15 protein-coding genes are annotated in these 14,400 nt (G+C 44.3%); 7 read left to right on the top strand and 8 right to left on the bottom strand.

Features of this window, described 5'->3' with window-relative positions:
* Positions 1–6: 6 nt before the first annotated feature.
* Complete coding sequence (gene dapD / locus L1070_RS03365; protein WP_070984227.1) at positions 7–834, top strand: 2,3,4,5-tetrahydropyridine-2,6-dicarboxylate N-succinyltransferase; 828 nt, start codon at positions 7–9, stop codon at positions 832–834.
* A gap of 59 nt (positions 835–893) precedes the next feature.
* Here the strand turns inward: dapD and L1070_RS03360 are convergent, their stop codons facing one another.
* From L1070_RS03360 to pspA, 8 genes are all read right to left on the bottom strand, one after another.
* The gene (locus tag L1070_RS03360) at positions 894–1,238 is read right to left on the bottom strand and encodes a 4a-hydroxytetrahydrobiopterin dehydratase (RefSeq protein WP_070993115.1); all 345 of its coding nucleotides are present in this window, start codon (positions 1,236–1,238) and stop codon (positions 894–896) included.
* Between the two features lie 11 nt (positions 1,239–1,249).
* On the bottom strand, positions 1,250–2,047 hold the full coding sequence (gene phhA, locus L1070_RS03355) for a phenylalanine 4-monooxygenase (protein WP_237124497.1): 798 nt from the start codon (positions 2,045–2,047) through the stop codon (positions 1,250–1,252).
* 219 nt (positions 2,048–2,266) lie between these two features.
* Complete coding sequence (gene megL, locus L1070_RS03350; protein WP_237124496.1) at positions 2,267–3,445, bottom strand: methionine gamma-lyase; 1,179 nt, start codon at positions 3,443–3,445, stop codon at positions 2,267–2,269.
* Between the two features lie 137 nt (positions 3,446–3,582).
* Positions 3,583–4,623 carry a TIGR01620 family protein gene (locus L1070_RS03345; RefSeq protein ID WP_237124495.1) on the bottom strand — a complete coding sequence of 347 codons (1,041 nt, stop codon included), beginning with the start codon at positions 4,621–4,623 and terminating at the stop codon, positions 3,583–3,585.
* Entirely contained in the window at positions 4,620–6,026 is a 1,407-nt protein-coding gene (locus L1070_RS03340; protein WP_237124494.1) for a YcjX family protein, read from the bottom strand. Before L1070_RS03340 ends, L1070_RS03345 begins: the two co-directional genes overlap by 4 nt.
* Positions 6,027–6,102: 76 nt before the next feature.
* Positions 6,103–6,504 carry an envelope stress response membrane protein PspC gene (gene pspC, locus L1070_RS03335; protein ID WP_070984212.1) on the bottom strand — a complete coding sequence of 134 codons (402 nt, stop codon included), beginning with the start codon at positions 6,502–6,504 and terminating at the stop codon, positions 6,103–6,105.
* Positions 6,497–6,733 (bottom strand): envelope stress response membrane protein PspB, encoded by a 237-nt coding sequence (pspB, locus tag L1070_RS03330; RefSeq protein ID WP_237124665.1) that lies wholly within the window; start codon positions 6,731–6,733, stop codon positions 6,497–6,499. The genes pspC and pspB overlap by 8 nt, the downstream gene beginning before the upstream one ends.
* Before the next feature lie 74 nt (positions 6,734–6,807).
* The gene (gene pspA / locus L1070_RS03325; protein ID WP_237124493.1) at positions 6,808–7,470 is read right to left on the bottom strand and encodes a phage shock protein PspA; all 663 of its coding nucleotides are present in this window, start codon (positions 7,468–7,470) and stop codon (positions 6,808–6,810) included.
* A 186-nt stretch (positions 7,471–7,656) separates the two neighbouring features.
* Here pspA and pspF point away from each other — a divergent pair, with 186 nt between their 5' ends.
* Genes pspF through L1070_RS03295 form a run of 6 tightly spaced genes read left to right on the top strand, consistent with a single transcriptional unit; the run spans position 7,657 to position 14,019 of the window.
* The gene (gene pspF, locus L1070_RS03320; RefSeq protein WP_237124492.1) at positions 7,657–8,745 is read left to right on the top strand and encodes a phage shock protein operon transcriptional activator; all 1,089 of its coding nucleotides are present in this window, start codon (positions 7,657–7,659) and stop codon (positions 8,743–8,745) included.
* A 2-nt stretch (positions 8,746–8,747) separates the two neighbouring features.
* Positions 8,748–10,352: an ABC transporter substrate-binding protein gene (locus L1070_RS03315; RefSeq protein ID WP_237124491.1), complete on the top strand. Its 1,605-nt coding sequence runs from the start codon at positions 8,748–8,750 to the stop codon at positions 10,350–10,352.
* Positions 10,352–11,386: an ABC transporter permease subunit gene (locus L1070_RS03310; RefSeq protein WP_237124490.1), complete on the top strand. Its 1,035-nt coding sequence runs from the start codon at positions 10,352–10,354 to the stop codon at positions 11,384–11,386. The genes L1070_RS03315 and L1070_RS03310 overlap by 1 nt, the downstream gene beginning before the upstream one ends.
* Positions 11,373–12,266, top strand: a complete 894-nt coding sequence (locus L1070_RS03305) for an ABC transporter permease subunit (RefSeq protein ID WP_070984200.1) — start codon at positions 11,373–11,375, stop codon at positions 12,264–12,266. The genes L1070_RS03310 and L1070_RS03305 overlap by 14 nt, the downstream gene beginning before the upstream one ends.
* Positions 12,266–13,273: an oligopeptide/dipeptide ABC transporter ATP-binding protein gene (locus L1070_RS03300; RefSeq protein ID WP_237124489.1), complete on the top strand. Its 1,008-nt coding sequence runs from the start codon at positions 12,266–12,268 to the stop codon at positions 13,271–13,273. The genes L1070_RS03305 and L1070_RS03300 overlap by 1 nt, the downstream gene beginning before the upstream one ends.
* Positions 13,258–14,019, top strand: a complete 762-nt coding sequence (locus L1070_RS03295; protein WP_237124488.1) for an ATP-binding cassette domain-containing protein — start codon at positions 13,258–13,260, stop codon at positions 14,017–14,019. Before L1070_RS03300 ends, L1070_RS03295 begins: the two co-directional genes overlap by 16 nt.
* Positions 14,020–14,400 lie beyond the last annotated feature (381 nt).

Below are 14,400 nucleotides of genomic sequence, written 5' to 3'. Positions count from 1 at the left end.
GACATTATGTCAGATTTAAAATTAATCATTGAACAAGCGTGGGAGCAACGCGACAGCATTACACCAACGCAAGTATCAGAGCCTGTTAAAAGCGCAATCACCCAAGCGCTCGCACTGCTAGATTCAGGCTCAGCTCGTGTAGCTGAGAAAATCAGTGGCGAGTGGGTCGTACACCAATGGTTAAAAAAGGCGGTATTACTGTCATTTCGTATTCGTGACAACCAGCCTATGCACGATGGCGTAAGCCAATATTTTGATAAGGTGCCTTTAAAGTTTAGCGACTATACGCCTGAGCAGTTTAAACAAGGTGGTATGCGCGTTGTGCCTAATGCGGTTGCGCGTCAGGGCAGCTATGTGGGTAAGAACGTGGTGTTGATGCCTTCTTACGTTAACATCGGTGCTTATGTGGATGAAGGCACAATGGTGGATACTTGGGCAACCGTTGGTTCATGTGCTCAGATCGGTAAAAACGTACACCTGTCAGGTGGTGTGGGCATCGGTGGCGTACTAGAGCCACTACAAGCGAATCCAACTATCATTGAGGACAACTGCTTCATCGGAGCGCGCTCAGAAATCGTCGAAGGTGTAATTGTTGAACAAGGTGCAGTGATTTCAATGGGTGTGTATATTTCTCAAAGCACACGTATCTATGACCGTGAAACTGGCGAAATTCACTATGGCCGAGTACCAGCCGGTGCTGTTGTGGTGCCGGGTTCATTACCAAGCAAAGACGGCTCACACAGCTTATATGCTGCTATCATCGTGAAAAAAGTAGATCAGCAAACACGTGAAAAAGTAGGCATTAACGCCCTACTGCGTTCGGTGGATGAATAACCTAATCGGTTATTCATAAAAAAAGCGCCAAATGGCGCTTTTCAAACTGTTATTTATTATTACAGAGCTGCAAACACATCATCTGTTTTAGCGGCACACACAAAATCGTTTTTGTGTAGGCCCTTGATAGAGTGGCTCCACCAAGTCACAGTCACTTTGCCCCACTCAGTTAATAGCCCTGGGTGATGACCTTCTTCTTCAGCCATCGCGCCTACCTTGTTGGTAAACTCAAGCGCTGCTTTGAAGTTCTTAAACTTAAATACACGCTCAAGCTGCATGATGCCATCACGTACTTCAGGAACCCAATCTGGGATCTGTTTAATCAATACCGCTAGTTCTTCATCTGACACTTTAGGCGCATCCGCACGACACGCTTCACATTTTTGTGCACTTAAATCAGACATCTAATAAATCCTTAACTTGCTAACTTTTCTTTAGGTGGAAATTTTGGCTCGAATAAGCCCAACTCTTTTGCTTCTTCAACCAATGACATGATATCCATTTGTGAAATATCAAACAAATCATGGATTGAGTTAATGGTGTAGTACACAGGTTGCATAATATCAATGCGATATGGTGTACGCAGCACGTCCAAGACATTTAAAGGTGAAATCTCTGGTGTGTCAGTGTAAACATACTGAGTTTCGCCAGGGCTTGATAAAACGCCACCACCATAAATACGCAAGCCTTTTTCGGTTTGCATTAGACCAAACTCAACTGTAAACCAGTATAAACGCGCTAGATACACTCGGTCTTTTTTCTGTGCGGCATATCCCAGCTGGCCGTACTTGTGCGTAAACTCAGCAAAGTCTGGATTAGTCAGCATAGCGCAATGACCAAAGATCTCGTGGAAAATATCAGGCTCTTGTAAGTAGTCAAACTCTTCTCTGCTGCGTATAAACGTCGCAACTGGGAATTGTTTGTTTGCTAATAGACGGAAAAACTCATCAAAGTCGATAAGCGCCGGAACAGGGGCCACTTGCCAGCCAGTTTCTTTACCCAGCACTTCGTTAAGCTCATGTAGCTGTGGAATGCGATCATGCGGTAGGTTGATCTTCTTCAACCCCTCCATGTACTCATCGCACGCTTTGCCTTCAATACACTTTAGTTGACGAGCCACTAGCTCTGACCAAATTTCATTCTCTTCATCACTCCAAGCAATGATGCCATTTGCATCGGGTTGCTTAGAAGTATATTTGCTCGATTTAGCCATTTTAACCTTCTTTTTACATCGGTCGATCTATGATGATCGCGCCTCAACTTGTTACTACGATACTATGTAAAACTAACGAAAAGTGTAATAGCTGACGCTCACGACGCCATCTGAACAAACCACAATTTTGTACACCTTAAATTACAAATTTGTATTAAAAAATAAACACCCGCCAAATAGGCGGGTTTTATAGGCTTTCAGTGTAAATATAAATTTACATCAAATCACCTCAAAAGCGTTCTCTAAGTCTGCAATGATATCTTCCACATCCTCTAGTCCGACAGAAATACGGATCAGACCATCTGAAATACCAGCCGCTTGACGCTCTTCTGGTGTATAAGGAGAGTGTGTCATTGAAGCTGGATGTTGAATCAATGTTTCAGGGTCGCCTAGGCTCACAGCCAGTGTGCAAAGCTCAGTCGCATTGATAAATGCTTCACCATCTTGCAAGCTGCCCGCTATCTCAAACGCTATCACCCCACCTGCACCTTTCATCTGTTCACCCAAAAACTTATAACCTGGGTGAGAGGCAAGTCCAGGGTAGTAAACCTTACTCACTTTCGGGTGCTTTTCTAAATACTCAGCCACCTTTTGGGCACTTTCACAGTGACGAGCCATACGAACAGCCAAAGTCTTTAAACCACGATTAATGAGCCACGCGTCGTGTGGGCTGATGGTCGCGCCAATATCTTTAAGCACGGTAAGTTTAATCAGTTCGATATGTTCTTTAGTACCACACACGATACCCGCTACAACATCACCATGCCCATTGAGATACTTGGTGGCACTGTGGATGACAATATCAATTCCGAAATGTTTAGGCTTTTGTAACAGTGGCGTCATAAACGTATTGTCGATCACGCTAATCAATTGATGTTGTTTTGCAAAGTCGCCCAACATTTTTAAATCCAAAACTGTCATGTTCGGGTTTATAGGCGTCTCCGCGAAGAGCATTTTGCTATTTGGTTTTAAAGCCGCTTTAAGCTCCGTTTCATTGGTCATATCCACAAACGTTACCTCGATACCAAACTTAGGTAACATGTGTGCAAACAACGCAAAACTACAACCGTACAACGCACTTGACGCTATTAAGTGGTCTCCTTGTTGTAGGAAACTTAGCACCGAAGCCGATACAGCCCCCATACCGGTTGCAGTGGCAGCCGCATCTTCCATCTCTTCCAGCTGTGCTAACTTTTGCTCTAATTCTCGTGTCGTTGGGTTGCCAAGACGTGTGTAAATGTAACCGGCTTCTTCTCCTGCGAAGCGTGCTGCACCTTGTGCCGCATCTTTAAACGCAAAAGTAGATGTTTGATACAACGGCGCAGTAAGCGCACCATGTGGGTCTTCAAAATGTTCTGGGCCGTGAATACATTGCGTGTTGTCGTGATACTTCTTCATAAATTAACCTGTTAACTTATTATTCTGTAATTGATTTATCTAATAAATAAGTCAGCGAGGTAAAATTCACAAGCAAGCCAGACGCTAAGATGGCTAGCTAGTCCCACTTGCTCATGGGGAGGTGTACATAATTGTTGTCACCTACTCGTTTTAGTTACAGTCTCTGTACGTTTTAATAGTGTTTTAACTAACTGATCGACCGTTGATTTCAGTAAGTTTGGTTTTTGTTCGAGGCGTGGCAATGGCCGACATAGCTCCATCGTCTTATATCCTAAGCGTGCAGTAAACACGCCTGCACTTAAGCCCTGACCTGCTCTGGCTGAAAGCTTGCCTAATAATTCTGCGCCTAAGCTTGTCGCAGCGAGATCTGTGACAAGTTCCGCAGCCCCCACAAACACCATTTGCTTGAACAGCAATTTGTACAAGGTGATACGACTGCGATAGGCTAACTTAATGCCGTAATGTTTGGTGATTGCTTCTATCAAATGAATACCACGCCATAGCACCGCGAGCATATCAACCAGTGCTAATGGGCTCATCGCCACCAGCAATGCACTGGTTGTAGCGTGTTGACTGATCATTTCTTTGGCACGCTGGTCTTGTGTCTGTAACAAGCTTGATTCGTACAGTTGTAACACTTCTTTGTCTGTATGATGGGATTTAATAGCTGCTTTAAACTCTTCAACCTGTTGCTTGGGGTGATGTTCAAGCAGCGGGCTCAACCAATCCTGTGCTTCTCCGATTTGGGTGCTATTGAGCAATCTCTGGCCATCTTGGCGATGTTGCTGATGGTGTTTCAGCTTTCGTAATGCGCTTGCTTCTTTAATAATGAATAGCAACGCACTCATTACAGCTAGCCCCAATACGCTAATGTAAAGTATTGCCAATAACCAAGAGTTTTGCAGTGCTTCGACAATGCTATAGACGCTTTCAACCACCACAAGGGTGAGTAGACTAATAACAAAGTAGCCGAACAAACCTAATCTTCTTTTTGGTTTTTGAAATACCTGCTCAAGCACCACCTCTTGTTCAGCTTCCATCCCCGTGCTTTCATCTGCTGCTGTATCTATGTGCTCACCTTCTAGGCGTTTACCCGACTCTAGCGGCGGCTTACCATGATCAGGCTCAACACTGGTCGCAATACGCCTACCAGCGCGTAACTTCTTGACGTCATTCATGCTAATTTATCTCCGATAAGAAATTGTAATGCGTGGTCAAGACGAACATGGCCAAGTTCTCCCTTTGAAGCTTTTAGCGGCGAAAATGATAAGAACTCAAAACCCTGCTCAGGCCACTGCTGAGCAGATAAGCAGTGATTTGGTGGTTGTGGTGGTAAGTAAGTCGTCCAACCATCCTCTGCCAATACTTTGCCATAAACACATTCCAATGACTGACCATTTTCTTGTACTCGTTTGACTTGCGTACTTTGTACTGAAGAAATTGCCATTGTATCCACCGCGACCCCTGCAAAGCGCAGATCATTACTGTGCGCTCCCAACATATCGTTGAGCAACAAGGCAATATCCGCCTGCTGTGATGGGCTAACATGATCGCATTTATTAGCTGCAAACAGGACCTTGTCTATTTTTGGGTAGAACAGTCGTTTTAGTAGCCCTGACTTGCCGTAATTAAACACTTGCATCACATGCCCAATCGCTTCCTTTTGCTCTGCCAATGTATCTGGCCCATCGTTGAGGGCACTCAGTGCATCAACCAGCACCAATTGTCTGTCAAACTGACAGAAGTGCTGTTTATAAAAAGGTGTAACCACTTGTTGTTTGTAAGCTTCAAAACGCGCTTTTAGCTGCTGATATTGACTGTTATCACCACCTTGAGCCTGAGCATCCACCGGAAAAAATAGTAAAATAGGCGCGCCTGCTAAGTCTCCGGGGATAAGCATTCTGCCCGGTTGTAGTTGGGCAAGGTGGGTATTTTTCTTCAGGGCAGCGAGTACTTGCTGGTAGCTCTGTGCTAATGTTTTCAGTATCTGTTCATCGACTTGCTCTGCGCTGTTGAAATCTGCCAACAATGATAAAAATTCTTCACTATAAGGCTTATAGGCATCTGCTTTTAGCAAGGCCAACATGGCCTCACTCCAAGTTTGGTAGTCCTGTGACATCATGGGCAGATCAGCCAACCACTCTCCTGGGTAATCAATGAGCTCAAGATATAACGTGCTAATACCAGATAGGTGCTGTTTAAGTCCATGTTTTGTTTCAAACTTAATCGCCAATGTTAAGGTGTTGATGCGTTCAGTGGATGGTGGCCATCTAGGCTCATCCGCAAGTAAACATGAGATAGCACTTTGATAATCAAAGGTAGGAATATCCAGCGCTCTTTGCGGAACTTGCTTAGCTGCAATAAGGCGCTGTTCACGGACCACATCAAAAAAGGGAAGATTTTGCTTATTCGCCTGACTGGTTAGGTGCTTAACTAAGGCCGTGATGAATGCGGTTTTGCCACTACCGCTAAACCCCGTCACCGCCAGTTTTACATGTCTGTCTAGGCTGCGATTAATGGCTTTTTGGGTACTTGATTTGATTTTTTCGAGGGCATTTTGAGTAATAAGCTTAGCTTTCATGTTTGTTCAGGTTCCCTCTTTATTTGGTTTCAAGCGCTGTGGCGCACGCACGCCACATTAGCTTTTCAGTTCAAGACTACAACTTATTGATCTCTCTGCTCACTGTAAATTCGCTAGAGGTCACGTACTTCTCCATATTTTGAATACGGTCATCTAAACGAGTCAGGCGCTCTTTTAAGTCAAACAATGCACGTCTTGGCGGCTCACCCTTTTGCCAAACTTTAAATTTAACAGAGATAGGGTCCTCATTGTTTTTATCACTCTTAAGAGACTCTGAGTATGGTTTAGTATCTAAGATAAACCAACATGCAATGTAAGCTACAACAAACAAAGGTCCACCTGAAAGCAACACTGCGGTAATGACCAAAATACGTACTAACCACAATTCCATATTAAAGTAATCGCTTAGTCCCGCGCATACCCCAGCGATTTTGCCGCGTTTCGGGTCTCGATATAGCTCGCGCTTTAAACTACTCATACTTGCGTCTCCACTGTGGTGCTTCTTGATCAAGCAATGCTTCAAGTGTCTCAACACGTTCAGCCATTTTCTCGGCTTTGTTGGCAAGCTCGATAAGCTGACGATGTTCGTGTTCGCTCAACCCCTGACTTACCTGCTTTTTACTGCGATAGTGTAAAATCAACCAAAGTGGTGCAACTACCGCCATAAAAATAATAATTGGTGCTACTAAAACGTCTAAGTCCATAATTTATTACTCCACAAGAAAAGGCATAACCTTGCAGTTGGTATCTACTGAATTAGTTCAGCAGATACCAGTTAAGTTCATTTGTTATTAGCTAGCTTTTTCTTCAGCTCAGCCAATTCATCATCAATTTTTTCATTTTTCTGTAAGTCTGCAATTTCATCAGCCAGCGACTTCTTACCTAAGTCGTATGACTCAATTTGCGACTCTAAACCGTCAATCTTACTTTCATAGCGTTCAAAACGGTTAAGCGCATCTTCTACTTTTGAGCTATCAAGTGCTTTTTTAACTTCAAGACGCGACTCTGCAGAGCGTTGACGCAATACGATAGCTTTTTGTCTTGCTTTGGCATCTGCCAGCTTTTCTTGCAAAGTTGTTACTTCTTGCTGCAATTTTTCGATGTGTGTTTCAACATGCTCAAGTTCAGACTTAACACTTTGTGCCGACTCTTCAGACTTTTGTCTTTCAAGCAATGCAGCTCGAGCTAAGTCTTCACGGTCTTTGCTCAATGCTAACTCGGCTTTTTCCTGCCACTGTTGAGTTTGCGCATTAAGTTGCTCAACACGACGCGTCAGCTCTTTCTTTTCTGCTAATGTTTTAGCAGATGTAGAGCGAACTTCAACTAATGTATCTTCCATTTCCTGAATGATAAGACGAACCATTTTTTCTGGATCTTCGGCTTTATCTAAAATGGCATTGATATTAGAATTAACGATGTCTGCAAAACGAGAGAAAATTCCCATAATCTTTACCTCTTTGGTTTATAAATTTGAATTGCTGACTGGTTATGTATCAAATTACTTGCCAACTTTTCAAAACCATAAAAGAATAACAATATCATAAGGTTAACTGATTTTAAAAATAACTTTAGTTCAACCCATTTTTGAAATACACTAACAGTTAGCAAAAATAACTAAGAGTTAGGCAATATGAGCCAATTTCGCCAACAGGATAATTTACTCGGCCAATCTGATAGCTTTTTAGCTGTGTTGGACCAAGTGTCACAACTGGCGCCACTTGAGAAACCCGTTCTCATCATTGGTGAGCGTGGTACAGGTAAAGAGCTTATCGCAGCAAGGTTACATTATTTGTCTGAGCGATGGGAACAGAACTATATCAAACTTAATTGCGCCGCGCTCAATGAAAATTTACTCGAAAGTGAACTCTTCGGCCATGAAAGTGGCGCATTTACCGGTGCTAGTAAGCGTCACGAAGGTCGCTTTGAGCGCGCCAATGGTGGCACTTTATTTTTAGATGAATTAGCAAACACCTCAGCAATGGTGCAAGAAAAACTGCTTCGCGTTATAGAGTATGGTGAATTTGAACGCGTAGGTGGCAAGAGCACGGTAAAAGTTGATACTCGTCTCGTGTGTGCAACTAATGAAGATTTACCTACCTTAGCTGATAACGGTGAATTTCGTCACGATTTGCTCGATAGACTGGCCTTTGACGTAATTACTTTACCCCCACTTAGAGCACGTCAGGACGACATCATGTTATTAGCCGAGCAGTTTGCCATTAACATGGCCCGCGATCTCAACTGGTCTCTGTTTAGCGGCTTTACCCGTAAGGCCACCGAGAAATTGTTAGAATACGACTGGCCCGGCAATATTCGTGAACTAAAAAATGTCATCGAGCGCAGTTTATATCGCCACGGCAGTGAAAGTTTACCGGTACACAATATCGTTTTAGACCCGTTTGAAAGCCCGCATCGCCCTACCCAGCGCGTAAAAGCCACAGTGATGCCACAAACAAGTGCCCCCTCAGCGGCAACGCTAAGTCAAGCAGATACTGCGCAGACGTCAGAGCCACAAAGCAATGCTTCAACAGCAAGCTTTCCATGTGATTTAAAATCGCTTTCTAATGAATTTGAAATCGACTTATTACAAAAAGCACTTAAACATAGCCAATTTAATCAAAAGAAAACTGCACAAATGCTTGGTTTAACGTATCATCAGCTACGTGGATATTTGAAAAAATACAACTTATTAGACTCGGGTCAAAAACAAGAGGCATAAGCGTGCGTAATTTGCTGTTAGGTGTATTGTGTACCTACTTGCTAGGCTGTATAGATGCCAGCCAACAGACTATTAGAAAAACCCAAGGGTTAGTATATTGCTCTGAAGCAAATCCAGTGTCGTTCAACCCACAAGTGACGACCACAGGCTCAACCATCGACATCATAGCGAGTCAGCTGTATGACACCTTATTGAGTATTGATCCGGAAACCGCTGAATTTCAGCCCGAAATCGCCCATTCTTGGCAGGTCAGTGACGACGGTAAGATGATCACATTTTACCTACGTAAAGATGTACAGTTTCATCATACCGATTACTTTACCCCTACTCGTTTGCTCAATGCTGATGATGTGGTGTTCTCTTTTCGCCGGTTGTTTGATGTGTATAACCCCTATCACTTTGTGGGCGACGCAAACTATCCCTATTTTCAAAGTGTAGGGCTAGATCAACTGATTCGTCAGGTTGTGAAGGTGGACGATTACACGGTCCGCTTTGAGCTATTCAATGCAGAGAGTAGTTTTTTATCTAACTTAGCTACTGACTTTGCGGTGATCCTATCGCAGGAGTATGCTGATCACCTCGCGGCGCTTGAGCAAAAATCGCTATTTGATACCTACCCGATAGGCACGGGCCCATACAAATATAAGAGCTTTTTGCGCGATAACCTGATCCGCTACCATCGTAACGAGCACTACTGGAAACACCCTGTACCAATGCAACAACTGGTTTTTGATATTACCACCAACGGTACTAGCCGCATTGCCAAAATGCTAACCAAAGAATGCGACATCACCGCACACCCAAGTGCGACACAATTAAGCGTACTGGCCGCTCGTGATGATATTCGCGTGGATAGAGCACCAAACCTCAACATTGGGTATTGGGCATTCAACACTGAAAAGCCGCCTTTTGATAACCTGTTAGTGCGCAAGGCTTTGGCACATTCTGTCGATTTTGAAAAAATCATGCAGGCGGTATTTTACGGTAATGGTATCATCGCGCGTTCCCATTTGCCGCCTTCGTCTTGGGCGTTTAAAGCGCAAAACAATATGCCAACTTATAACCCTGAGTACGCCAGACAACTGCTTGTCGAAGCAGGATATAAAGACGGTTTTAGCATGACCCTGTGGGCAATGCCTGTATCGCGTATTTATAACCCCAATGCTAGAAAAATGGCCGAACTCATTCAAAGTGACCTCAAGGGAATTGGCATATCAGCACGCATTGTTGAATATGAATGGAATACATTCTTAGAGCGTATTGGTCAACATGAACACGATAGCGTGTTGTTAGGATGGGCGGCTGATACGCCAGACCCTGATAACTTTTTCAGTCCATTGTTAAGTTGTACCGCCACCTTTAGCGGAAAAAACCCAGCAAACTGGTGTAATCCAGAGTTTGACCTACTTTTGACCCAAGCTTTAGACACCACAGATGTTGAGTTACGTAAAACTTTTTATCATCAAGCACAGCAAATGATTATTGAGCAATTACCTTTAGTGCCAATTGCACATGGTATGCGCTTTCAAGCCACCAGCGCAGATGTTAAAGACATTTCTCTTCGTCCATTTGGTGGCATCTCTCTAGGTAAAGCGAGGCGCGACTGATGTTATTTGAATATTTGCTCAGGCGCTTATCTTTGCTGTTGTTCATGATATTCACGTTAACCGTGTTTACGTTTTCTTTGAGCTATATGTTCCCAGGTGAGTTATTGACCAATGTCAGTGGTCAAATGAATCCATCCTTCACGCAAAGCCAACAATTGACTGAAAAGTATCACCTCAATGAGGGGGTGATTGTCCAGTATTTGGCTTTCTTGCAGCGCATCTTGCAAGGCGATTGGGGCGTATCTTTGTCATCTGGACAAAGCGTATTCGACCATGTGGTTAAGCTTTTCCCTGCTACTTTAGAGCTATGCGTGTACGCGTTACTGGTATCAATCTTCGTTGGCATCCCTGCGGGAATTATAGCGTCGGCCTATCACAAACGTTGGCCCGAGAAGGTCATTAATTCGCTAAGTCTACTTGGGTTTTCGGTGCCTATATTCTGGTTAGCATTATTACTTATCATGGTATTTTGCCTAGGACTCGGCCTGTTCCCCATGTCAGGTAGAATTGGCCTACTTTATGAAGTGGAGCCCATTAGTAACTTTATTTTACTTGATATTGTTTTGCAGGGGTTTCCCTATCAAGGCCTCGCATTTGTGGATGCTTTGCATCATTTGGCTTTGCCTACCATCGTGCTGGCGATGTACCCAACGACTGTGCTGATCCGTTTTACCAGAGACTCTATGCTCGATGTGTTGGAGCAAAATTATATCAAAACAGCACGCGCCAAAGGTCTCAATCGACGCCAGTTGATCATGCATCACGCCCTGCGAAATGCGCTACTGCCAGTAATAAAACAAATTGGCTTGCAGTTTAGTACCTTGATCACCCTTGCCATGATCACTGAAGTGATTTTCTCTTGGCCTGGTGTGGGCCGCTGGCTCATAGATAGTATTTATCAACGCGATTACCCTGCCATTCAGGGTGGCCTGCTGGCGGTATCAATGTTTGTCATTTTAGCCAATATGCTGGCTGAGTTTAGTCATACTTTACTAGACCCATTATCGAGAAATCAGGCCCATGGCAAAGTTTAGTTTATTTAGCGAAGAGTCAAATCGCTCGCCACTGTCTCGGTTGTGGCGAAAGTTTAAATCTAATCACCCAGCACTGGTTGGGCTTTGGGTCTTTGTTGCCTTAACACTGTTGGCTATTACTGCACCATTTATCGCGCCGTATGGTATCAACCAACAACATGGTGACGCCTTGCTACTACCGCCATCGTGGCATGAACTTGGTGATGTGCGCTTTATCCTCGGCACCGATGATTTGGGTCGTGATGTGTTATCAAGATTAATGAATGGCGCAACATTTACATTTGGCCTGTCCATCATCGCCGCGCTTGTGACGACCTTAATCGGTGTTGTACTAGGTACCTTTGCGGGGATCAGTAAAGGGCTGCGTTCTAGCCTACTCAATCACTTGTTAGACATCACGTTATCTATCCCTTCCCTACTACTGGCTATCATCATTATTGCGGTGTTAGGTCCAGGGTTACTCAACACCGTGTGGGCGATTATTTTTGCGCTGTTACCCCAGCATGTTCACTCGGTCAGAAACCTCGTGGTAGAAGAGCTCAGTAAAGATTACATCAGTGCGTTTCGTCTGGATGGCGCATCAAAGTGGCAAATTCTTATCCGTGGGGTTTTACCAAACATTTACGAGCATATCGTGGTTATTTTCACCATGGCTTTATCTACCGCAATTTTGGATATTGCCGCACTGGGCTTTTTAAAACTGGGTGCACAACCTCCCACAACCGAGTGGGGCGCAATTTTGGCTGAAAACCTCAGCCTCATTTATCTAGCACCTTGGACGGTTGGCCTGCCCGGTGTGTTACTATTTATTGCAGTATTATCTACTAATCTAGTAGGTGATGGCCTTAGGCAGGTACTCAAAGGGCGAAAGGTGGATTAATGCAGTTGCTCGATATTCGAAATTTGACCATAGAATTGCAGACCGAAGAAGGTGTGATCCGCGCCGTCGATAGAATCAACCTCAGCCTAAAAGAGGGAGAGGTTCATGCCCTTGTGGGCGAATCTGGTTCTGGTAAAAGCCTAATTGCCAAAGCCATTGTGGGTGTATTGAACAAGCGTTGGACGGTAACGGCTGACAGAATGCACTGGCAGGGCGTGGATCTTATGAGGTTGAGCCCTGAAAAGCGCCGTAAAATTGTGAGCCGAGATATGGCGATGATCTACCAAGAACCGAGCCGGAGCCTAGACCCTACCGCTAAAATATACGATCAGGTTGCCGAGTCGATACCTGACAGCAGCATCAAAAGTAACTTTTTCTCACGCAGCAGCGAAAGAAAGAGCAAGGTTAAGGCACTGCTACACAAGGTAGGGATCAGAGACGACAAAAAAGTAGCCAGCAGCTACCCACACGAGCTCTCTGAAGGGGTCTGTCAAAAAGTCATGATAGCCATGGCTATTGCCCGTAGCCCCAAACTGTTAATTGCTGATGAACCAACTACCGCCCTTGAAAGTGTTGCTAAAGCACAAGTTTTTCGCTTACTTAAAAGCCTTAATCAGCTGAAAAACATGTCTATTTTGATGATATCTCATGAGCTTGAAGAGATCACAGACTGGTCACACGCCATGCATGTTTTATATTGTGGTCAGATGGTTGAAGCGGGTCCCACCGATAAGGTATTTTGCACCCCATTTCACCCTTACACACAAGCACTGGTAAAAAGCCTACCCGACTATGCACAAGGGCTTGCCCACAAAGAACCGTTTTATGCACTTAAAGGCACCATTCCTCCGCTACAGCATTTGCCCATAGGCTGCCGACTTGGACCGCGTTGCCCGCAGGCTCAAAAGCAATGCGTCGTTACGCCAACACAGAGCAAAGTACACAGCCATACTTACGCATGCCACTTTCCACTGATGAAGGATAAGCCTAAATGCAACCACTCCTAAAAGTGCAAGCACTAAACAAATCGTTTTGCACACGCGCGGGTGTATTTAAACGCACGCATGCTCAGGTTCTGACCAATATTTCCTTCTCTGTGGGAGTGGGTGAAACCCTTGCCATTATTGGTGAAACCGGTTCGGGTAAGAGTACCTTAGCACGGGTATTGGCAGGTGCGGATCATGCCGACAAGGGGCAAATACTACTTGACGGTGACACCATCGAAGATGATGGTTTACGTAACACACAATGTCGCCATATTCGGTTAATTTTTCAAGACCCAACGCGTTCGTTGAACCCAGGTCTAACCATTGGCGACATGCTGGATGACTGCCTACGCCTAAATACCGAACTGACCATACAACAACGTGATAAAAAGATTAAACATACGCTCACTCGTGTAGGTTTACTTAGTGAACATTATGACTATTACCCACACATGTTTAGCGGCGGGCAATTGCAACGTATCGCACTGGCAAGGGCACTCATTTTAGACCCAAAGGTGGTGGTATTGGATGAAGCGCTATCGTCGTTAGACCCTTCGGTTAGAGCCCAGACCGTAAACTTATTGTTAGAGCTACAACGCGAGTCAGGCTTGAGCTATGTGTTGATCACCCACCACTTAAGTTTAGTAAAACATATGAGCGACCAGCTATTGGTGCTAAATAAAGGAAAAGTCGCCGAATACGGTAATACCCAAAGCATTTTTGCTGCTCCTAAATCACGCGTGATGCAACGTCTATTGAATGTGTAACACGTAAACTGTGCCAGTGACCACTGGCAACAAACTCTAGCTGTGACCACTTTTGGCTCTGTATCAGCGCTTTTCTGCTCCCCACCGTCACTGTTAAACGTCAAATGAACACAAGGTTAACCTTGTTTGATTTTGTGTTAAAAAAGTGTACACTGCGACACAGGTTTAGTGACAAGATTGGTCTTAAAATAATTGTCGCGCTTATATCAAACATGGATAACATTGCGCAGACTCATCAATACACAGTCACCACAATTTCACTCGTCGCTTGTTTATAAAGGGAATAACATTAATGGCGCCTGCATTAACTGCCAACAATCAGGCTAAGCTTTTCCATCTCTTTGTCACGTATTTCCTCACCTACTACAGACGTATGAAAAA

This window comes from Pseudoalteromonas sp. MMG022 (assembly GCF_021654245.1).
In the GTDB taxonomy this organism is placed as follows: Bacteria; Pseudomonadota; Gammaproteobacteria; order Enterobacterales; family Alteromonadaceae; genus Pseudoalteromonas; species Pseudoalteromonas amylolytica.
Note: the sequence above shows the minus strand (reverse complement) of the source record. Positions and strands in the feature narration are given on the sequence as shown.